Raw genomic sequence first — 20,500 nt, 5'->3', positions numbered from 1 at the left:
TTCGCAACGGTCGGGGCGGTTCGCAACGGTCGGGGCGGTTCGCAACGGTCGGGGCGGTTCGCAACGGTCGGGGCGGTCCGCCACGGTCGGGGCGGTCCACTGCGACCGTCACCGCGGTCCCCGCTCCCGGCAATTCACGCCGCCGCTCCGGAGCGCCGGATCCGGCGGGTACGATGGCAACACACAAATCCGGCGGCAACGTTTGCCGGGCTATGACCGATCACCGAGAGCCCCTGTCGTCCGTGTTGGAGACGATCGGGGAGACGCCGCTCGTCGAGGTCCACGACGCGCCGGACCCGGTGCCGGTGTACGCCAAGCTGGAGTCGTTCAACCCCGGCGCGAGCATCAAGGACCGCATCGGGAAGTACATGCTCGAACGCATGCTGGAGCGCGGCGACGTCCCCCAGGGCGGCACCGTGATCGAGCCGACCGCCGGCAACACCGGGATCGGGCTCGCGCTCGCGGCCAAGCAGCTCGGGCTGGACGCGATCTTCGTCGTCCCCGAGCGCTTCTCGGTGGAGAAACAGCAGCTCATGCGCGCGCTCGACGCCGAGGTCGTGAACACGCCGAGCGAGGACGGGATGGGGCTCGCGATCGACCGCGCCCACGAGATCGCCGACGAGCTCGACGACGCCGTCGTCCCCCAGCAGTTCTCGAACCCCCTCAACGCGGAGGCGCACTACGAGACGACGGCGCCGGAGATCGACGAGGCCCTCGACGGCGAGGTCGGCGCGGTCGTCGCGGGCTGCGGCACCGCCGGGACGCTGATGGGAATGGCCCGCTACTTCCGCGAGGCGGACCCGGACACCCACGTCGTCGCGGTCGAGCCCGCCGGGTCCGCGTTCCGCGAGTTCCTCGGCGAGGACGTCGAGCACGAGGAGTACAAGACCGAGGGGATCGGCACGCACGACACCGAGCGCAACGACCTGTTCGACCCGACCCTCGTCGACGAGATCCAGGCGATAGCCGACCGCGACGTCCACGAGGAGATGGGTCGGCTCGCGGCCGAGGAGGGACAGCTCGTCGCCTCGTCGGCGGCCGCGAACTCGCTCGCGGCGAAGCGGGTCGCCCGCGACATCCGCGACGGCGAGATCGACGCCCCGCACGACGCGGTCGTCACCGTGTTCTGCGACTCCTCCGAGCGCTACCTCTCGAAGGGCGTCTACCGGTCCTTCGAGGAGTGGGAGGGGTAGTCCGGGAGCGCCGTCCGCCGCCGTCCCCTATCCGCGTAGTCGGCCGTGTTCGACCTTGAGACAGCGGTCTTGTACCACGTCGATGCCGTCCTCTTCGGCGGCGGCGGCCGCCTCGTCGTGACTGATCCCCAGCTGGAGCCACAGCGCGCCGGCGTCGCCCCGTTCGGCGTGTCGCTCGCGGACGGCGTCGACGATCTCCGGAACCTCCTCGCTCGGCCGGAACACGTCGACGAGGTCGATCTCCTCCTCGACGTCGCCGAGCGCGTCGTACGCCGGCTCGCCGAGGACCTCGTCGGCGAACGGGTTCACCGGGATCACGCGGTACCCCTGATTCTGGAGGTACGCGGGCACGTCGTGCGCGGCTTTTCCGGCCGTCGTCGAACAGCCGACGACCGCTATCGTCTCCGCGTCGAGCAGGCGGTCGAGGTTCGCGTCGTCGGTGATGGGCATGGCTCCCCGTACGGTCGCTACACGATTAAGCGATCCCACGGTCACCGCGGCCCGGGAACCGGCGCGGGCCGCCGTCTCCCGCTCAGGGGAGCCGGATATCGGGTTCGCCGTCCTCGGGGACGGTGACGATCCCGTCGAACAGCTGTTTCAGCGTGTTCATCGCCTGGTCGTCGTGGGCCGTCGAGTCGATGCTGTACAGCCCGAGGCCGTCGACGCTCTGGACGCGGCCGGTGAACACGTGGAGGAACCGGAACACCGTCTGGAGGTCGGAGTACATCAGCAGCGTCGACAGCGAGTGGGCCATCACGCGGTTCCGCTCGATGCCGCGGTCGCCGAACGCCTGGAGGAACTCGGAGAGCTTGATCCCGATCCCCGTCATGTCCACCGGCGAGGAGGCGTACTTGATCCGGTCGGACTCGCGGGTCTCGCCGCCCTGCTGGCGGGTGACGCAGTCGACGACCGCGACGGGCTTCCCCTCGTAGGGCGTCCGCTTCTCGTAGTCGCGGAGCACCCGGTCGGCGCCGTCCTTAGTGGTGACGACGATGGCGCCCTCGTCGCGGTCGGTTCCCGCGGCGAGGATGTCCATCATGATGGACCGCTTCCCGCTGAGCGGCGGGCCGGTCAACAGGATGTTGGTCCCGGGTTCGACCTCGGCGTCGAAGTGCGGCGTCAGCTCATACATGGACGCACCTCGGGGGCGACGTCGTCGGCGCGAGCCTCTCGTTCGGCCGCGAGGCCGTACGACCAGGACACATCTACTACCGAAACATGCCCGCTCCGAATAATATTCTTTTTGATCGCCCCTTGCGAGGCGACGATGCGTCTCGACGCGGTCGTGGACCGGATCAGCCGCCGAATTCCGGTCCGAGAGCGGGACCGCCCGCCGACGGATCGCGGGGATGTGTCACGTCTTCGAATTGATCGACCGCCCGGACCGGCGCGGAACCGTCGGACTGCGCGGCGGCGATTTCGGATCGCGGGACTTAACACGCTCTCGGAAGTACACGACGATGAGGGCGCTTAGCTCAGTTTGGACAGAGTGCTTGGCTTCGGACCAAGTTGCCACGGGTTCAAATCCTGTAGCGCCCACTTACTCACCGAGCGTTTTCACGACTACTGCCGATTCTACCGTAGCGACTCGCTACGCCACGGAATCGCTCGAACTGATCGCGTTCTGCTAGGCGAACGAGATCCACATCGACGAGCGCGAGGCACACCTTCGAGTTCGGATGGGGAACATCGCGGATGAGTCTTGGTCGGAGCTGGTGACGCGGCTCAAGCGGTACTGGGTCGGTGCGGGTCGCGATCCGGAGCGGCTGAAAGAGGCGGTGTCGCACTACCGGGACGCGTCGGGACCGAAGATCCGGCCGGTGCGGAGCGCGTGGGGGAAGGGTCAGACGCTCCGGTAGCGCGGCCCCTCGTGAGTAGAAACACTACCCAGATCCTCTTTTCGCGGCCGTTTTTGCTTGGATCGACCCTCTCGACCGGCGGGTTCGCGACGATCTCGACCGCAACACAAGCGCGGGTCCGGACTCGACGAGCTGCTCGTCGACGCCGAACCGACACCGGGGGGGTCGGTTGGCGGTTAGGGGGGTGGCTAAGGCCACAGATTCTAAGGTACCCCACAGGCTACGAACCGAGGGTTGCTCCACATATACGCTCAGGAGCGATCCATGCTGTTTTACTAGAGGGATACTTTTAATTCGACACTTATCATTGATATTTATATATTGACAAACAGAGCTGAGTTATCGACTGTGAATCCTTCATTGACTAGGCAGTACCTGTACTATCAGATACTTCCGCACTTAGTCGAGCCTATTCAAATACTGGACCAGTTTCTAGATGATAACACACATATATTCACACTAGTGGGCGTCTTCGCCGCTTTTACAATATATCTTCAAACAATAGGGGAGCGAATTGGAAATCAATCGTTCATCAACTACGGTCTAGTTGTTGGATTTCTAATTGTGGTTTTCCTGTCGCTTCTTGTCCTGGCAAAAATGTTACCGTATTATTATCATACATCCTCGGTAATCATGTCGACTGAAACTTGGGGTTTGAGTATATTTGGATTCTTTTACATACAAGTTATTTCTCTAACAGTCGGTGTGATAGCTCAGTTTGAGCAGGTACTTTCAGCATATCTCGTGATATTTTCCGTTATTGCTGGACAATTACTCGGATTAGGGGTATCGATGGGTTATGTGAGTATTGTCGGTAAAATATCGAACTATCTGGATCGACTTGATTACCCTTTCCTCTGGGTCGCGGTATTTGTCATGCTCTACGCTGGTGGGTTAGTAGGGACTAACTTGCCACAAATTTCACAAGTAGACGAAATTGACGGGTTAGTTACTTTGGCACAAGCGTACTCATTCGGGATATATACCGCATATATTATGTATGTATTTGTTACCGGACTCGTCGCCATCGTGGTTGTAGTATATACTCCAAAGTGGATATGGAAACAACGTGACATAATTATCAAATTGCTTACTGGAATTCATCGATTGATTCCGATCTGAATATAACTGTTTTGTACTGAGGGTTTCAGGAACCACCACAAAATCACACTTCAAACTGATCTCTCTAAGAGTATCTCAACTCATCCTAATTGAAGTAGTCTAGATGGGATTTGCGCCTCACGACTGTGAGACCGATGATGCGTTTCACCCGGCTTCGTCCAGTTGTCGATTTCAAGCGCCCGAGCACGGACCGTCCGCAACGAGACGACAGTTATCTCTCTCCCCTCGGCTCGGTACCACACGAGCGCGTACCCGCCGTCAGCGTCCGCGAGCGCCTCGTGCTGGTCCTCCCAGAACTTGAACGTCGGTCGCACGCCGTTGACCATCGACCCCTTCACGTCCCACGGCCAGCCGTCCTCGTCGCTCGCGTCGAATTTGAGCCCGTCCACGACCGGATAGTCGAGCGTGAGCGGGTAGCAGTCCGTCGCCCACAGCTCGATGTGTTCGGTTGTGTGGTCGCTCGGCTCATACCCACTGACTGCGAGGGTTCAATACCTCTGGACGGGGTTCTTGCTCAAAACTCAAAAGCCGCGAAAAATGGAATACGAGCTACGCGATTAGCTGAAGTCGTACGTGTCTTGGAAGATTGCGTTTCCGCTCGGATCGTGAATAATCCGAACTTCAACTTCCTCGCTCGGTGCACTGATGGTTATATTTCTTTGATCCCCACTCTGCCAAGTTCCTGCTGAGAAGCTCCCGCTTCTATTGCCGTCAACTGAGACCGTGAGATCCGACGCTTCGATTGACTGGCCACCGGTTTTAGTCACGTAGAGCGTCGTATTGGTTGTTTCATCGTCAATTGTGAAACTTGCCTGCGGCGCGGTGTCACCTAACTGATCGCCGAGTCCGAGAACGAACGTCCCGATAACGGCCGCCAGGATGACGGTAATCGCGACCATGAGGATGACGCCGATGACGGGACTCACTGCCCTGTCGTCCGCGTTGGATTGGTTGCTTGGTTTCATTGTTTGAACCCAGCGGCCACCGACGAACGAGGTTTCGGGGACTCAGACGCGGTCGTTGACGCGTAAGACAACCCTCCGCTCGTTCAGATCGGTTGCTGGTTGTAAAGATAGAGGCGAGACCTCCTTATGTAGTTAATGCCATGAATATCAATGGTGAAAATTGGACGGGTAGGGTCAAACTCGTTGACGTAATCACAGCAACTATGGAACCCACGGCGAACGCCCTCTCCCGGACGTATAGCGACCGCGTGTATCCGGACCCGTGGGAGAAGGTCCTCGATTACCGCCGCGTCCGCGAGTACGCCGCCGAACACCCGACCGCCGGCCGCGTCCGTGTCGGGCGGGCGCTCGACCTCCCCGCCGAGCGCGTCCGCGGCTGGCTCGAAGACGCCGTTCCCGATCCGGTCCGAGGGATCGACACGGCGACCGACCGCGGCTGGCTCGACCCGGATCCCGACGGCGAGACGGCCGCCGCGCTCGTCGACCTGCTCGCGCACGTCCTCGCCGGCGGGAGCATTCCGACGGGGAACTACGTTCCGGCGGTGACGCCCGGGAACCGGGTGGACGCGGCGGAGATTCGAGCGGCCTTCGAGCGCGTCGGCGTCGAGACGCGCACCCGCAACGCCGACACGCCCGGCCGCGCGACCGAGGTCGTCCCCACGTGTGACGGCACGGTCCTCGGTCGGTGTCTCGTCGCGATGGGCGCGCCGACCGGCGCGAAGACGTCGCTCGACCACCTGCCCGCGGTCGTGTGGGACGTCCCTCGGCCGGTCCGGCGGTCGTTCGCGCGGACCTACGTTCGCCACCGCGGGCTGAACTACGCCGACAAGTCGACGACGCGCGTTCAGGTCGAGCGGCCGAGTTCGTTCATCGCGGAGCTGCGCGAGGTGCTCGACGACGTGATCGACGAGCGCGTGACCACGGCCGACGCCGGGCTCACCATCTCCGCGGCCGCAGCCCGCGAACTCGGCGTCGAGTAGCGCCGCCGGGTCAATCGTTCGACTACAGAAGAGCCCTCATTTCGCTCAGCCCGAACAGCGACCAGTCCTCATCTAAGTCGGTATCGAGCTCATCGACGAACCCGCTCTTCGAGAACAGCGCGAACTCCTCGTCGCGCGTGTCCGGTCCCCAGCGAACGTGCTCGGCTTTCTCCCGCAGCTGCGACACGAGGGCCGGGCCAACCGGCTCGCTCGTCCATTTACATTCCGCGAACAGAATCCGGTCGGCGTCCGGGGCGAGCCCGACGATATCGATCTCGTCTCCGCCGTACCACCACCGCCCCACCTCGGAATACGAGTCGAGTTCGCCGCGACGGATCGCTTCCCAGACTACCTCTCGGCAGACAGCTTCGAACGTGGTTGCGACGTGGTCGGGGAGATTCGGCTCGATCGTTCCGTCGTAGACGACGTCGGGTGCTTCTTCGATGCTGGAGCGATTCGGTTCGACGAACCGGAACCAGAACCGGAGGAACTCGTCTGCCACGTGATACCGCGACCGCTTGGACTGCTTTGCCGACGCCGTCACGGGCACTTCGCGGCCGATCAGCCGCAGTCGTCGGAGGGTCTGGAGATACTTCGACAGCGGCCCCGAACCGATGCCGGTCGTCCCCGAGATCTCGTTGGGTGTCGTGTGCCCGGTCGCGATCGCCTCGAGAATGCTCATGTATCGCGCGGGCTTCCGTAACTCAGTGCGGAGGAGGAATTCGGGTTCGTTGTAGAGAACGGCCGTCGGGGAGAGAACCTGCGTCAGAATGTTCTCCTTGAGGGGTTGGTCGTAGTCGAAGCGGGTGAGATACATCGGGGTGCCGCCCGTGACCGCAAACGACCGGATCGCATCCTTGATATCGTAGGCGATGACCTCCCTGGCCTGCCGGAAAGAAAACGGCTGTACGTCGATTTGGCCCGTTCGACGACCGTACAGCGGGCTCTCGTGGCCGAGCACCTCTGACTCCATCGTGCTGACGCTGGATCCGCACAGCACCAGCATCGACTCTGTCTTTTGGAGTTGCTCGTCGACGAAGGACTGGAGGTAAGACGGGAGGGAATCGTTTTCCTCCACGAGGTAGGGGAATTCGTCGATGGCGACGACGAGACGTTCGGCGGCGAGTTTCTCGCCGAGGTAGTCGAGGGCCTCGTCCCAGCCGTCGATTCGTGGCACGCGGTCGTCGAAGTAGTCGGCGACCTTCTCGACGAATTTCTCGCGCTGCCGATCTTCGGCTTCCTGGGCCGCCAGGAAGTAGATGTGCGGTCGGTCGGTACAGAGTTGCTTGAGAAGTTCGGTTTTGCCGACACGACGTCGGCCGTAGACCACGTAGAACTCGTGCCCCGGTGACTCGAACGCCGTGTCGAGGGCGTCGAGTTCCGCCGTCCGGTCGTAAAAAGTCATACTCTGGATAATGATTATTGCGATAATGACTTATAGCTTCCTCCCGCGCTCACCGATACCACCCATCTTCATGAGCCGGTGATGGCACTATCCACCATGGCAAGCGCGGCGTCACCGCTCTCGGAACCGCGCGTGTTGGCGCACGCGAAGCGCCGGCTGTTCCCCGACGACGCGGACGACGGGTACGCGGTCGTCGACACCCAGTTCTCGTCCGACCGATGGCTCGCCGACGAGTCCATCGATCCGGCGATCGCGGACGAACTGGCGCCGTTCAACCACGTCCGCGTCGGCTCCGGCTACCCCGACCTCGTCGGCGTGCGGCTGTTGAGCGACGAGCTTCTGGCCGTGGACCGACTGGGCGACGACCCGCCGCTGGTGGTCGTCGAGGCGAAGGGCCACACGAACCGGAGCGACGCCGACGTCGAGCGCGGCATCGTTCAGGCGTACGACCGGCTCCACGAGGCGAACGCCGCGTACGTCGCTGTCCCGGCGGACACCGTCTCGCAGTCCGCCAGGACCCTCGCTCGCGAGCTGAACGTCGGCCTCCTCGGCGTGACCCCCGACGGCGCCGTCGATCCGGTCGAGACGCCGCGCGTCGTCGGGAACCGAACGACGACCGAGACGACGGCCATCCGGTTCCAGGCCAGCGCGCAGGGCGTCGCCGGCAAGTCGTTCGGCCTCAACCACCCGAAGAACTACCTCGCGTACCCCCTCGCGGTCTCCCACGAGCGCGACACGGAACGGGTCCTCGCGGAGCACGTCGTGCGCGCCACCGACGACGCCCGGACGGGGGCGGCCTTCCTGAACCTCATCGACGACCACCCCGAACCCGCCCGGCTGACGCCGCTCGGCCGGGAGGTCGTCAGGTTCGCGCTGCGGGAGTACGGGTCGGTCGAGGCCGCGATAGCGACGTTCGACGACTGGAAGCGCTCGCGGGAGCGCTTCTGTGACCTAGCGCCGAAGTGGGGCATGCTCACGAGGCGCGTCGTCTACGAGTACCCGGCGACGCAACTGCTCGTCGAGGAGCTCCAGCACATGCACGAGGACGGGATCACCGAACCGAGCCTCCCGGAGGTCGTCGAGTACCTCCACGCGCTACACCCGTCGTTCACGGTCGAACTGTTCGTCCGCGGGGACGACGACGTCCGGAGCCGCGTCCTGAACGCCGACGGGGAGTTACGGCGCGATCCCCTCGCCGACGGGGAGGTCTACCACTCGCCCACCGTGTTCCAGCTGAAGGCGGTGCTGTATCACGCCGGAATCCTGACGTCGCGGGGCGCGGAACCGTCGAATCTGGACCCCGCGGGCGACGTGTGGGCGTTACGCGAGTCGGTCTGATGTCGTCCCCGCTATCTTTTTGTGACTTGTCCGGGTCGCGGTAGTCGTGCCTATCCGGAGAGCGAAACCCGCGGAGACACTCTACGCGGAGGTCGCCGACTACGACCTCGTCGTGACTCCCGACGCCGCGCTGGCGAGCGCGATCAACCGCCGCCTCGACCGCCCGCACTTCGGGACGTTCGCGACCACGCCGCGCCGCCTCGCCGCCGGCCGGCGCGAGCAGGCGGAGGACCGCCGCGCGTTCCTCGAGCTGGTCACCGAGACGGACCACGACTGGAAGGCGGTCGCGTACGCCGTCGGGAACGTCCTCCAGTGTTGGGAACACACGGGCCGCCTCGACGCGATCTTGGAATACGACGCGTACGTCGACGACGCGACCCGCGAGGTCGTCGAGGTGATGCGGACCCTCCGCACGACGTCGAAGCGGCTCAGCGAGTACACGGTCGACGGGGACCGGTCGGTCACGGGGGATCGGTCCGACGAGGAGGACCAGTCCGTCGCCGTCGTCGGCCACGACCAGCTGACCGAGCTGGAGCGGAGCGTCCTCCCGGAGGAGTTCGACCGCGTCGACCTGTTCGCCGACGAGGCGTTCGACCACCCGCCCTTCCACGTCTTCGAGTCGGCGACGGACGTCGTCGCCGCGCTCCTCGACACGGTCTCTGCGCGCAACGCCGAGCACGTCGCGGTCGTCCTCGACGGCGGCGGGAAGTACTCCTCGCTCGTCGAGTCCGCGTTCGAGGCCGCGGACGTCCCCTTCTACGGCGGCCCGGGGTTCGCCGACGACCCGCACCACCGGGCGTTCGTCCGGCTCCTCCGGCTCTGCTTCCGGGGATCCGAGACGACCGTCGGCGACGCCGCCCCGGTCCTCTCGCAGCTGGGAATCGACGCGCCGATCGCCGACCGCGAGCGGCGACTGGCGGCCGTCGACCGACCGGGCGTGGCGTGGCTGCGAACGTTCCGCGACCGTGTCGAGAACCGGACGTTCGCGGAGGCGCTCGACGCGTACGCGTCCGAGGCCGGCGTCGAACTGAGCCGGCTCGACGAGGAGCTGGGGAGCCTCGGCCTCGCCGACGAACCGGTGACGGACGGCGCCGTCGACCGGCTCGCCTACTACCTCCAGACGTACGAGGTCCCGGTCGACAGGGACAACGAGGGCGTCCTCCTCGCCGACGCGAAGTCCTCCGCGTACGTCGACCGCCCCGTCGTCTTCCACCTCGGCATGGGCGAGGAGTGGACGCACTCGGCGCCCCAGCGGCCGTGGGTGGACACCGAGACGCAGTTCGACCGCTACGTCGGGAGCTTCCAGCGCCTGCTCCAGAGCGGCGACCGGCAGTACTACTTCGTTCAGGACGCGGCCGGCGGGGAGCCGATCACCCCCTGCCTGTACCTCGGCGACCTGCTCGACGAGGAGTTCGAGCGGTTCAGCGACCTCGACTCGGTCGAACACCGGCGGCGGCCGCGGTCGACGGGCGCGGGCTTCGACCGACGACCGACCGGGGTCGACCCCCAGTCGGTCGAGACGGTCAGCCAGTCGACGCTCAACAGCTACGTCAACAGCCCGCGGGACTACCTCTTCGGGCGGCTCCTCGACTCCCCCGACCAGGAGCGGTTCGTCGAGGGGAACCTCTTCCACGACTTCGCGGAGTTCTACGTGAACCACCCGGACGTCGTCGCTGCGGCCGACGCCGACGACCTCGTCGACGCCATGCTTGACGAGGCCGAGGCGTTCTTTTCGGCGGCCGAGGAGCCGCTCCGCCGCCGGACGTACCGCATCGGGCTGGAGCTGATAACGGAGTACCTCGACGACGAAGGGCCCGAATCCGACGACTTCCTCACGCCGGCGTCGGGGTGGGGGACCAACTTCTTCGCGGAGCACTTCGACGAGCCGGCCGACTCCCCGCTCACCGAGCGCTGGTTCGAGGACGAATCCCTCGGCGTGAAGGGGAAGATAGACCTCGTGCGGTCGCCGACCCGCCTGCTCGATTACAAGAGCGGGCGCAAGAAGCGACTCACGCAGGTCGTCAAGGGCGCGGCGCTCGACCCGCCGGCCGACGCGCCGAACTTCCAGGCCGCGCTGTACCTGACCTACTACCGGACCGTCCGCCCGGACGAGCGCATAGAGTTCACGTTCTTCCACTTCCTCGAACCGATGGCCGACGCCGTCGCCGGCGACGCCGACCTTGACGACGCGCTCACGACCGTCACCTACCACCCGACCTCGTTCGACGAGTACGTCGGGTCCCGAGAGGCGTACGAGCGGCTGCTGGACGGCTACACGGACTGCCGGGAGACGTTCGAGGACCTCGGCTACGCCGCCTACGAAGAGATCGTGGCGCCCCTGACGTTCCCCGAGACGACGGACAGGGGCGAGCTGCGCGACTCCGAGTTCGCCGAGCGATTCACCGCCGCGGTCGACGCGGCGACCTCCGGAGACGTCGACGCCGAGAAGGGCTCGGACCAGGCGATTCGGGAGTTCAACGGCGTCCGCAAGCGGGCGTTCTTCCGCGAGGACCTGGACGCCTTCGAGGCGTTCGTCGACGAGCGACTCGACGAGCTCAACGCCCGGCGGGCCGGCGAGGAGCGGTTCCCCGTCGACGGGCTCGGGGGCGAGCCGAACTACCGGCGCGTGGACAACCGCGACCTGCTTTTGGGGGGCGACCGATGAGCGAGCCGACGCCGAACGACGCCCAGCGGGAGCTGATCGAGTCCACGGAGGGACCGTACCTCGTCGACGCCGGTCCCGGGACGGGGAAGACGTTCGCCGTCACCCGTCGCTACGGGCGGATCGTCGACCGACCCGACGTGGAACCGGAGGACGTGCTGCTGGCGACGTTCACGCGGAGCGCCGCGACGGAGATGAAAGAGCGGATCGTCGACCACAGCGGGTACGGGCTGCGGGAGCTGGCCGACGCCCCCATCCGGACGTTCCACTCGCACTGCCACGAGCTCCTCCAGGAACACGGGTACGCGGCGCCGACGCACCTCGGCCTCGACGAGCGGATCACGGGCTCGACGCGGATCCTCGAAGACGAGCTGATCGAGGCCGAGCGGTTCCGCGAGTTCTTCGGCGGCTTCCGCGACGACCACCCGGAACACGCCGACTTCTATCGCGTCCTCTCCGCGCCCGGCGAGCTGCTCGACCTGATCGAGGAGCTCGCGTCGAAGGGGATCTTCCCGACGACGGACGGGTGGTACCGGGACGGGGAGTCACACCTCGACGGCGACTTCGCGGCGTTCGAGGAGCGGTTCGACGCGGCGAATCGCCCCCGGAACGACGGCCGGAAACAGTCGAAGCTGCGCGAGGACCTGAGCGGCTTCGGCCGGGACAAGGCGTACCGCGCCGACGCCCCGTCGAAGTCGACGCTCCGGGGCGGCCGCGGGACGAAGCGGCTCGACGACGACGTGGCGCGGCAGGTCTTCTACGAGGAGCGCGACGGGCTCAAGGCGTTCGTTCACGACGTCTACGTCGAGTACCTTCGGTTCGCGCTGCGCCGCAACTACCTATCCTTCAGCTTCCTCCAGCTGTTCGCGTTCGTCCTCCTCTGCGAGGACGAGCGCGCCCGGGAGGCGGCGACGTTCGAGTACGTCATGGTCGACGAGTTCCAGGACACGAGCGAGGTACAGTTCAAGCTCGCGCTACTCCTGTCCGGAACTGACAACGTCTGCGTCGTCGGCGACTGGAAGCAGAGCATCTACTCGTTCCAGTACGCGGACGTGCGCAACATCTCAGAGTTCGAAGACCGGCTGGAGCGGTTCGCCGCCGACCTCAACGACGACGCGGATCGGGTCCCGTTCGACTCCCCCGACCCGACCCGGATCGAACTGCGGGAGAACTACCGGTCCACCGAGTCCGTCATCGACCTCTCCGAGCGAGCGATCGTGACGCCGGCGTCGAGCGGCGACACGGTCGAGACGAGCCCCGACGACGTCGTCGGCCTCTCCTCGAACGCCGCCTTCGACAACACCGTCGTCGAGGGGATCCGCCACGAGGACGAACACGAGGCCGTCCTCTCGAAGGTCCAGGAGATCGTCGGCAGCGACGAGTACGCCGTGGAGGGCGAGGACGGCGAGCCGCGCCCGCCGGAGTACGGGGACGTCGCGGTGTTCACGCGGACCAGAGACTACGGCCGGGAGCTCCTCGACGTCGCCGCCGAGTACGACTTCCCGGTGGCGTACGACGGCGGGATCGAGCTGTTCCGGACCGACCCGGCGAAGCTCCTGCTCGCGTGGCTCCGAATCGTAGAGTCGGACGCCGACCGCGGCTGGGCGGTGGTGCTCGAACGGGCCGGGTACGCGTTCGACGAGATCGATCACGCCCTGGAGACGGGGTCGTACCCGACCGAGCCGGCGGGGTTCCGCGACGAACTCCGCGCGCTGGAGTCGCTCGGCGCGGTGGCGCGCCGCGTCTTCGACCGCTACGGGTACACGGGCGACGTCGCGGACGTCCTCCTCCACACGCTCCAGTCCGTCCACGACGCGACGACGGCCACCCGCGGCGACGTGATCCGGCACATCGAGCGCGGCGTCGAGACCGGAAGCACCGTCGACGTCCGCGCGACCGCGGGCGACGACGCGGTGACCGTTCAGACGATTCACACCGCGAAGGGGCTGGAGTACCCGATCGTCGTCATGGCGAACATGAACGAGGGGCGCTTCCCGCCGCGGGCCGGCGGGTCGAGCGTGATCGGGTATCGGGACCCGGTCGGTCTCCGGCAGCGGAAGATCTACTCGGAGGAGGGCGCTCATCCGCACGTGTACGACAACTGGCGGCACGACGTCATCAGGCGCTGTCTGCCGCGCGAGTACGGCGAGGAGCGGCGGCTGCTGTACGTCGCGGTCACGCGCGCGGAGAGCCACGTCGTGTTCGCGGCCGGCGAAGACCCGAACACGTTCCTCGAGGAGCTTCCGGTCGCCGTCGAGGCAATCGAGCCGGAGGTCGAGCCGCTCGACCGCGGTGAGCCCGCAGACGCGGAGCTGCCGTTCGCGGTGACCGCGCCGGCCGGGCCGATCGGTCACTCACCGCACTCGCTGATGGACGAGTCGGTGTTCGAGGAGGCGGGCGAGCGGACGGAGGCCGGCCCCGAGCCCGAGGCGGACCCGGAGACCCGGGGGATGGACTTCGGCTCGCGGGTCCACGACTTCGCGGAGGCGTACGCGCTCGGCGACGAGGAGCTGCCGTCGAACGACCACCTGCGTGCCCACGCGCGACGGATCGTCGAGCTGCTCGACGGCCTGTCGGGCGAGAAGTACGTCGAGGAGCCGGTGACGCTCCCGATCGACGTCGACGGCCGCCGCGTCACCGTCTCGGGGATCGCCGACCTCGTCCACGTGACGGCCGACCGGGTCGAGGTGATCGACTACAAGACGGACTCCACGCGGCGCGCCCAGTCGGAGTACCGCAAGCAGCTCAGCGTCTACTACCACGTCCTCGACGAGTGGTTCCCCGAGAAGGCGGTCGAGACGAGCCTGTTCTACACGAGCGACGGGACGCGCGAACGGATCGACCCGCACTCGATCGAGGACCTGCGGACGCTCGTCCGGGCGGCCGAGTCGGAGTCCGACTGACGGAGGCGGATACCGAGAGACGGAGCCGGACGCCGAGTGACGGCGAGCGGCGGAGTCGGATTTTTGTCGGCTCGAACCGGAGAGGAAGTGTGACCGTTTCCCTCGCGCTGCCGGCCCGGATCGGAGCCGACGACCGCGACCGTCTCGCGACGCGGGGGGAGGACGCGTGAGCGAAGGCGCGGCGGGTACCGAGACGGAGGGGTCCGGCGCGCTCGACGCGTTCAGGCGGTTCTTCGCGCTGGAGCGAGACGTCCTCGTTCTGTCGGTCGCGATGTTCGCCTTCAGCCTCGGCTTCCAGATGACGAACCGGTTCCTCCCGGAGTACCTGGTCGCGCTCGGCGCGTCCGGGTTCGTCGTCGGCCTGTTCGGCACGTTCGGCAACGTCATCTCCGCGCTGTACCCGTACCCGGGCGGCGCCGTCTCGGACCGGATCGGCTCGCGGTACGCGCTGACGCTCTTCGGACTCCTGTCGACGCTCGGCTTCCTCGTCTGGCTGGTCGCGCCGGGCGTGGGCCCGATCACGGTCGGCGGAGTCACCGTCGAGCCGTGGGTCTGGATCTTCGTCGGACTGCTACTCGCGCAGGCGTGGAAGTCGTTCGGCCTCGGCGCGACGTTCGCGGTGGTGAAACAGGCGACGGACCCCTCGCGGCTGGCCGCGGGGTTCGCCAGCACGGAGACGTTCCGCCGGACGGCGTTCCTCGTCGGGCCGGTGCTGGCCGCCGTCCTCATCGGGCTTCGCTCCGAGTTCACCGTGAGCTTCCAGTTCGTCCTCGCGGTCGCGGTCGTCTTCGGCGTCCTCGGGACGCTCGTCCAGCACGTCCGCTACGACGCGAGCGGCGACTCCCTCGGCGACTCGTTCGCGGGCCTCGACCAAATTCGTCGGGACCTCCGCGAGATGCCCGAACCCCTCCGGCCGCTGCTCGTCGGCGACACGCTCGTGCGGTTCGCGAACGGGATGGTGTACGTGTTCTTCGTGCTGGTGGTCACGCAGTTCTTCGAGGTCGGCCTCGACGCGACGGTCGCGCTCGGCGGGTTCGCGTACGACGTGAACCTCTCCCCGCAGGCGTTCTTCGGCTACCTCCTCGGGGTCGAGATGCTCGTCGCGCTGCTGATCATGGTCCCCGCGTCGAAACTGGCGGAGCGCGTCGGACTGAAGCCGGTGGTCGCGGTCGGCTTCGCCGTCTACGCCGTCTTCCCCGTCGTGCTGATCTACGCGCCGACGCTGGCGGGGTCGGCGCTGCCGCTCTGGGCGGTGATGGTCGCCGTCTTCGCGTTCTCCGGGCTTCGGTTCGCGGGGCTGCCGTCGCACAAGGCGCTGATCGTCGGGCCGGCGGAGCGGGGAACCGGCGGCCGCGTCACCGGGACGTACTACCTGATACGGAACGCGATCGTGATCCCGAGCGCGGCGGTCGGGGGGTACCTGTGGGACTTCGTCAGCCCCGAAGTCGCGTTCACCGTCGCGGCCGTCGTCGGCGCCGTCGGCACCGGCTACTTCCTCGCGTTCGGTCGGGAGTTCGAGGCGTACGCCTGAGTGCGAACGCGGGCGAACGACCGCGAGCGTGGCGCTCGTGGTCAGTCCGCCGGTTCCGGCGAGTCACCGCCGTCGCCCCCGCGCTGCCGCTCGGGGAGCGGCCCGTCGTACCCCTCGGGGACGTAGGGACACAGCGGGTCGCTGCCGGTCGGGTCGCCGGTGGCGGCGTAGGCGCGGGACCGGCTCCCGCCGCAGACGTGGCGGAACTCGCAGGCGCCGCACTTCCCCGAGAAGCCGTCCGGGTCGCGGAGGGACTCGAAGAGGTCGGAATTGCGGTAGACGTCGACGACGGACCGCTCGCGGACGTCGCCGGCCGACTCGGGGAGGAACCCGGACGGGTACACCTCGCCCGTGTGGCTGACGAAGGCGAACCCGCGCCCGGCCGTGACCCCGCCCCGCCGTCCCGCGGCGCCGTCCGCCTCGCCCGCCTCCGCCCGCTGGATCCCCACCCGGCGGTAAAAGGGCGCTTCCGTCGTCTTGACGCCGAACCGCTCTTCTTCCGAGACCTCGTGGAGCCACGCCATGGCGTCCTCGGCGCGCTGGGGGGAGACCGGGTCGAGGACGCGGCCGCGACCCACCGGAACGAGGAAGAAGACGCTCCAGAGGACGGCGCCGAGCTCGCGGACGCGGTCGCGGATCGCGGGGAGGTCGTCGACCGTGTCCGCGCAAACCGTGGTGTTGACCTGGAGCGGAATCCCGGCGTCGCGGGCGGCGCGCGCGGCCGCGACCGTGTCCTCGAAGCTCTCCTCGCCGCGGAACGCGTCGTGGCGCTCGCGGGTCGGGCCGTCGAGGCTGAGCGCCATCCGCGCGATCCCGGCGTCCCCGAGGTCGCGGACGCGCTCGGGCGTGAGCGACCGGGTCCCGCTCGGCGTGATCGTCATCCTGAGCCCGAGGTCGTCGCCGTACGCGACCAGCTCCGTGAGGTCGTCGCGGGCGAGGGGGTCGCCCCCGGAGAGGACGACCAACTGCCCGTTGCCGAACGCGGCGGCGTCCTCCAGCAGTCGCTTCCCCTCCGCGGTCGTCAGCTCGTCGGGATGCCGCTGCGGGTTCGCGTCGGCCCGGCAGTGCCGACACGCGAGCCCGCAGGCCTGCGTGACCTCCCAGACGAGGACCAGCGGCCGCCGGTCGGTGTCGAGGTCGTCGAACATCGCTCGCCTCCCGCTACGATCCCGATCCGTTTGGGGTCGTTCCCGAACGTGTTCCCCCGGGTGACAGCGAGCCGGCGGGAGGAGGTGGATCAGGCCGGCGGCCGCGATGCGACACTTGACTACCCGCGATCAACCGCGACGATCGTTTATCAAAGGCGATGCGGTCGGCGCGTGGCTCCGAATGGCCGACAGGCCATGAGGAACACCCGCGAGGTCGTCGGGGTTCGCCCGACTGACAGGGCGAGAGCGAAGCTCTCGCTTACAGCCGGACGTAGTCCGGCGACGAGGCCGGAGAGGCGCGAGGTGCTGCGCCGTGCTGTGCGGGCGGGACTCGACGGCGCAGTCACCGGCGGCGGAGCCGCCGGCCGTCACCGAGCGACCGGGGCTTCAGCGGTGTTCGCCGCGGCAACGTCGCCCGGTTATAAACACACGGCCCTGTTGAAATCCTCAGTGACTGAGCTACTCGTCCCCGTTGCGGTCAATACGGGGAACTCACGACTCAGTCGGCAAGCTCAGTCCGCTGCGTCCGGATTCTCGCTTGGTCGAAGCACCGTGTAGAGGAGGAGTACAAGTTCCGTAAGCACGACTACGCCCCCGATTGAGCGAGCGGCAGTCGATATCCCCGTCGTGTAACCACGTACCGCGACAGCGATATCGCCAAGCGCCGCGACTCCGAGCGCGAGCAAAAATACGATTACGAGGAGCAGATAGCGAATCGACTTAAGCGGTTCGTCTGTTTTGGAGGGCATCGGGGTCAGTTCGATCGGTGTTTTTGATAACTTTTCTGAAACCGTAACCGACTGACCAGTTCGCGGACCTCACCGCGCAGTCGTTTCAGTCGAGGATGTGTCGGAGAGACGGGACCTCGACGGAGCCCACGGTCCGAGACGTCTGACGATTACTGTTCGCGCGCTCGTGCCGGGCGGGCCGCGCTCGCGCGCCCCGACCCCACCGAAACCGCCGGTCGCGATTCGTCGGGTCGCGGTTCGTCGGGTCGCGATGCCTCAGGTCGCGGTCACGTCGTTTGCGGCCGCGTCGCCCTCGTCGGCGCGCTCGCCCGAAACCGTCGTTTCGCCGTCCGCCGGCCAGATCGCCGTGACGACCGCGTCGGTCGCGTCGGTGTCGACCGCGGCGTACGCGAACCCGCGGTCCTCCAGCCGCGGGAAGAGGAACTGCGGCGTCCGGTCGTTGTACTGGACCAACACGTCGCCGTCGCCGAGCGTCTCGACGCGTTCGAGCGTCTCGCGCAGCGGCTTCGGCGGCCCGAGGTTCCGGACGTCGAGGGAGACGGCTTCACCGTCCGTCGGCGCGTCCGTCCGCTCGGCCACCGCGCGCTCGACCGCCGCCGGATCGTCGGGTTCGGAGCTCATGTCTCGACGGACGGACCCGATCCCCGGGCCGTTTGTGACGAACATGTTCCGGCGGGCGCGGAGCCGAAGGTACTTCCACGCCGGCGCCGAAGCGGCGGGTATGGCACAGGCACGCCTCCGCGTGACGATTCCGGACGGGCCGTGGGTCGGCGACGTCTCGCGGGAGCACCCGGACGCGCGGTTCCAGGTGTTGACCGCGACGCCCGAGGACGGCGCGGGGTTCGCGCTGGTTCGGGTCACCGCGGACGACACGGACCCGATCCTCGACGCGATCGACGACCACGAGACGATCACCCACTCGTCGGTGATGGCCGAGGACGACGGAATGGTCACCGTTCAGGTCGAGGCGCTCGTCCCGCTCTTACAGACGGTCGCCCGCCGGGCGGGCGTCCCCATCGAGATGCCGGTCGAGATCTGCGACGGCGTCGCCCGCGTCGACGTGACCGGCGACCACGAGCGCGTCGCGAAGTTCGGCGACGCGCTCCGCGACGTGGGCGCGGAGTTCGAGGTCGAGTACGTCCAACAGCGCGTCAACCCCGGCGGGTCGCTCACCGAGCGCCAGCGCGAGGTCCTCTTCGAGGCCGTCGACCGCGGCTACTACGACGTCCCCCGCGAGTGCACGCTCACCGAGGTGGCCGAGCACGTCGGCATCGCGAAGTCGACCTGTAGCGAGGTGCTCCAGCGCGTGGAGCGCACCATCGTCCGGGAGTTCGTCGACGACCTCCCGCGCCGCCCGGTCGACTTCGAGTCGCCCGAGGACGACGGGATCGAGCGGATTCAGTAGCGGTCGAGCGGCATCGAGGACCTGAGCGGCGTCGGAGCTATCCTACAGCGAGGAGACGAGGTCGGCGGTGACCGCATCGGCCTCGACGAGCCGCCCGCCCTCCGCCTCGACGAACGACTCCGCCGCCCCGCGGTCGGAGAACGGGAGCAGGTCCGGGCCCATCGCACCGACGACGCCCGTTTCCACGGCGTAGGCGGCCTCGTCCCAGCGGACGAACGCGTCCGGAGCGACGTGCGAGGAGATGATTCTGTCTCCGGCCGTCTCGCGTATCTCGTAGTCGACGGCGGCGTAGTCGGTGACGTAGGTTCCGATCGGCTCGCGGTCCCGGTCGACGGCGGCGTCGCGCTCGATCACGAGTTCCGCGAGGCTGTCGTACCACGCGGGACCGTCGCGGTCCGGCGGGTGATCGCCGGCGTAGAACACCTGCCCGCTCGGTCCGCCGTGGTCGGCGATGACCATCCCGCAGGCGTCGCAGGCCTTCCCGCCGCCGAGCGACACCGGGTCGGCGGGTTCCGTCTGCGCCGGCTCCGGGTCGTCGCCGAGGCAGCCGGCCGTCGCGCCGACGGTCGCCGCGGCCGCGAGGCCGCGCAGGAACGCTCGGCGAGCGTAATCGGTCCGTCGTTCGGCTGATCGCGTGTGGTGGCACATTGGTTGTGTCGGTTTTTCGGAGAAACGGAGGGAGCGGTTCAGAGCCGCCGCCGGCGGACCAGTCGCGCCGCGACGGCGACGGGGACGACGGTCCACGCGACGAGCGACGCCGCGAGCGCGACCGTCGACAGCCCGCTGCCGGCGAGGACGGCGGTGAACCCCCCGCCCGCGGTGGTGCCGAGCCCGCTCAAGACGAACACGCGGAACGCGCTCACCGGGTTCGACAGCACCAGCGCCGACAGCGCGGCGTCCGGCAGCTCGGTGGCCGCGACGATCCCGAGCGCGAGCAGGTCGTGGACGAGCACGAACCACACCCACACGAGCAGCGCCGCGCCGAGCGCGTGCGTCTTCTCGCGGGCGACCGTCGACAGCAGCAGCGCGACCGCGAGGAACGCGGCGCCGACCCCGACCGTTCCCCCGAGGAACCCCAGGAACGCGGACAGCGAGCCGGCCCCGAACTCGCGGACGATCAGCGCGCCGCTGAAGCCGAAGCCGAGGACCGTCGCGCCCGCCAGCACCGCCAGCCGCCCGAGGTACGTCCCGGCGACGACCTCGCTCCGGCGGACCGGCAGCGAGAACACGACCGCGAGCC

Annotated in this window: 19 protein-coding genes and 1 tRNA gene; 10 read left to right on the top strand and 10 right to left on the bottom strand. The window is 67.3% G+C overall.

The features are described 5' to 3' along the window. Nucleotides 1-212 precede the first annotated feature (212 nt). On the top strand, nucleotides 213-1,193 hold the full coding sequence (locus tag C470_RS02475; protein ID WP_008365036.1) for a PLP-dependent cysteine synthase family protein: 981 nt from the start codon (nucleotides 213-215) through the stop codon (nucleotides 1,191-1,193). A 27-nt stretch (nucleotides 1,194-1,220) separates the two neighbouring features. On the opposite strand, the gene C470_RS02470 is transcribed toward C470_RS02475, so the two are convergent. Next, complete coding sequence (locus tag C470_RS02470; RefSeq protein WP_008365034.1) at nucleotides 1,221-1,643, bottom strand: CoA-binding protein; 423 nt, start codon at nucleotides 1,641-1,643, stop codon at nucleotides 1,221-1,223. An 82-nt stretch (nucleotides 1,644-1,725) separates the two neighbouring features. Beyond that, entirely contained in the window at nucleotides 1,726-2,325 is a 600-nt protein-coding gene (locus tag C470_RS02465; protein ID WP_004596008.1) for an RAD55 family ATPase, read from the bottom strand. A gap of 332 nt (nucleotides 2,326-2,657) precedes the next feature. Here C470_RS02465 and C470_RS02460 point away from each other — a divergent pair. The 3 genes from C470_RS02460 (at nucleotide 2,658) to C470_RS15525 (ending at nucleotide 4,174) form a co-directional block, all read left to right on the top strand. Then, nucleotides 2,658-2,732: transfer RNA gene (locus C470_RS02460), tRNA-Arg, on the top strand. A gap of 140 nt (nucleotides 2,733-2,872) precedes the next feature. Beyond that, the gene (locus tag C470_RS02455; RefSeq protein WP_008365033.1) at nucleotides 2,873-3,052 is read left to right on the top strand and encodes a hypothetical protein; all 180 of its coding nucleotides are present in this window, start codon (nucleotides 2,873-2,875) and stop codon (nucleotides 3,050-3,052) included. Nucleotides 3,053-3,514: 462 nt separating this feature from the next. Further along, the gene (locus tag C470_RS15525; protein ID WP_152418622.1) at nucleotides 3,515-4,174 is read left to right on the top strand and encodes a hypothetical protein; all 660 of its coding nucleotides are present in this window, start codon (nucleotides 3,515-3,517) and stop codon (nucleotides 4,172-4,174) included. A gap of 80 nt (nucleotides 4,175-4,254) precedes the next feature. Here the strand turns inward: C470_RS15525 and C470_RS02450 are convergent, their stop codons facing one another. Continuing rightward, complete coding sequence (locus C470_RS02450) at nucleotides 4,255-4,563, bottom strand: hypothetical protein (protein ID WP_008365030.1); 309 nt, start codon at nucleotides 4,561-4,563, stop codon at nucleotides 4,255-4,257. Nucleotides 4,564-4,731: 168 nt separating this feature from the next. Next, nucleotides 4,732-5,139 carry a type IV pilin gene (locus C470_RS15200; RefSeq protein WP_008365028.1) on the bottom strand — a complete coding sequence of 136 codons (408 nt, stop codon included), beginning with the start codon at nucleotides 5,137-5,139 and terminating at the stop codon, nucleotides 4,732-4,734. Between the two features lie 203 nt (nucleotides 5,140-5,342). On the opposite strand from C470_RS15200, the gene C470_RS02445 reads away from it, so the two are divergent. Continuing rightward, nucleotides 5,343-6,119 (top strand): hypothetical protein, encoded by a 777-nt coding sequence (locus C470_RS02445; protein ID WP_008365026.1) that lies wholly within the window; start codon nucleotides 5,343-5,345, stop codon nucleotides 6,117-6,119. Between the two features lie 22 nt (nucleotides 6,120-6,141). Here the strand turns inward: C470_RS02445 and C470_RS02440 are convergent, their stop codons facing one another. Beyond that, nucleotides 6,142-7,524, bottom strand: coding sequence for an ATP-binding protein (locus C470_RS02440; protein ID WP_008365024.1), 1,383 nt, complete (start codon nucleotides 7,522-7,524; stop codon nucleotides 6,142-6,144). Between the two features lie 96 nt (nucleotides 7,525-7,620). Here C470_RS02440 and C470_RS02435 point away from each other — a divergent pair, with 96 nt between their 5' ends. The 4 genes from C470_RS02435 to C470_RS02420 all read left to right on the top strand — a co-directional run bounded on the left by C470_RS02435 (nucleotide 7,621) and on the right by C470_RS02420 (nucleotide 15,958). Beyond that, a complete protein-coding gene (locus tag C470_RS02435) occupies nucleotides 7,621-8,862 on the top strand; it encodes a hypothetical protein (RefSeq protein WP_008365022.1) in 1,242 nt (413 codons plus the stop codon). A gap of 46 nt (nucleotides 8,863-8,908) precedes the next feature. Then, nucleotides 8,909-11,527 (top strand): PD-(D/E)XK nuclease family protein, encoded by a 2,619-nt coding sequence (locus C470_RS02430; protein ID WP_008365020.1) that lies wholly within the window; start codon nucleotides 8,909-8,911, stop codon nucleotides 11,525-11,527. Then, nucleotides 11,524-14,427, top strand: a complete 2,904-nt coding sequence (locus C470_RS02425) for a UvrD-helicase domain-containing protein (protein ID WP_008365018.1) — start codon at nucleotides 11,524-11,526, stop codon at nucleotides 14,425-14,427. The genes C470_RS02430 and C470_RS02425 overlap by 4 nt, the downstream gene beginning before the upstream one ends. Nucleotides 14,428-14,593: 166 nt before the next feature. After that, entirely contained in the window at nucleotides 14,594-15,958 is a 1,365-nt protein-coding gene (locus C470_RS02420) for an MFS transporter (protein ID WP_008365015.1), read from the top strand. A gap of 41 nt (nucleotides 15,959-15,999) precedes the next feature. On the opposite strand, the gene C470_RS02415 is transcribed toward C470_RS02420, so the two are convergent. The 3 genes from C470_RS02415 to C470_RS02405 all read right to left on the bottom strand — a co-directional run bounded on the left by C470_RS02415 (nucleotide 16,000) and on the right by C470_RS02405 (nucleotide 18,521). Further along, nucleotides 16,000-17,106: a radical SAM protein gene (locus C470_RS02415; RefSeq protein WP_008365013.1), complete on the bottom strand. Its 1,107-nt coding sequence runs from the start codon at nucleotides 17,104-17,106 to the stop codon at nucleotides 16,000-16,002. A 512-nt stretch (nucleotides 17,107-17,618) separates the two neighbouring features. Beyond that, nucleotides 17,619-17,855, bottom strand: a complete 237-nt coding sequence (locus C470_RS02410) for a hypothetical protein (RefSeq protein WP_004595992.1) — start codon at nucleotides 17,853-17,855, stop codon at nucleotides 17,619-17,621. A 255-nt stretch (nucleotides 17,856-18,110) separates the two neighbouring features. Next, nucleotides 18,111-18,521, bottom strand: a complete 411-nt coding sequence (locus C470_RS02405) for a DUF2249 domain-containing protein (protein ID WP_008365011.1) — start codon at nucleotides 18,519-18,521, stop codon at nucleotides 18,111-18,113. Between C470_RS02405 and C470_RS02400 the strand changes: the two genes are divergently transcribed. Continuing rightward, entirely contained in the window at nucleotides 18,520-19,260 is a 741-nt protein-coding gene (locus C470_RS02400) for a helix-turn-helix domain-containing protein (protein WP_004595988.1), read from the top strand. The genes C470_RS02405 and C470_RS02400 overlap by 2 nt on opposite strands. A gap of 42 nt (nucleotides 19,261-19,302) precedes the next feature. Here the strand turns inward: C470_RS02400 and C470_RS02395 are convergent, their stop codons facing one another. Next, nucleotides 19,303-19,908, bottom strand: coding sequence for a nitrous oxide reductase accessory protein NosL (locus C470_RS02395; RefSeq protein ID WP_008365009.1), 606 nt, complete (start codon nucleotides 19,906-19,908; stop codon nucleotides 19,303-19,305). Nucleotides 19,909-19,946: 38 nt separating this feature from the next. Continuing rightward, nucleotides 19,947-20,500 (bottom strand): ABC transporter permease (locus C470_RS02390; protein WP_008365007.1); only part of this gene is annotated, 554 nt, incomplete at its 5' end.

This window comes from Halorubrum distributum JCM 13561 (assembly GCF_000337395.1).
Classification (GTDB): domain Archaea; phylum Halobacteriota; class Halobacteria; order Halobacteriales; family Haloferacaceae; genus Halorubrum; species Halorubrum distributum.
This window is presented reverse-complemented; position numbering and strand designations above follow the sequence as displayed.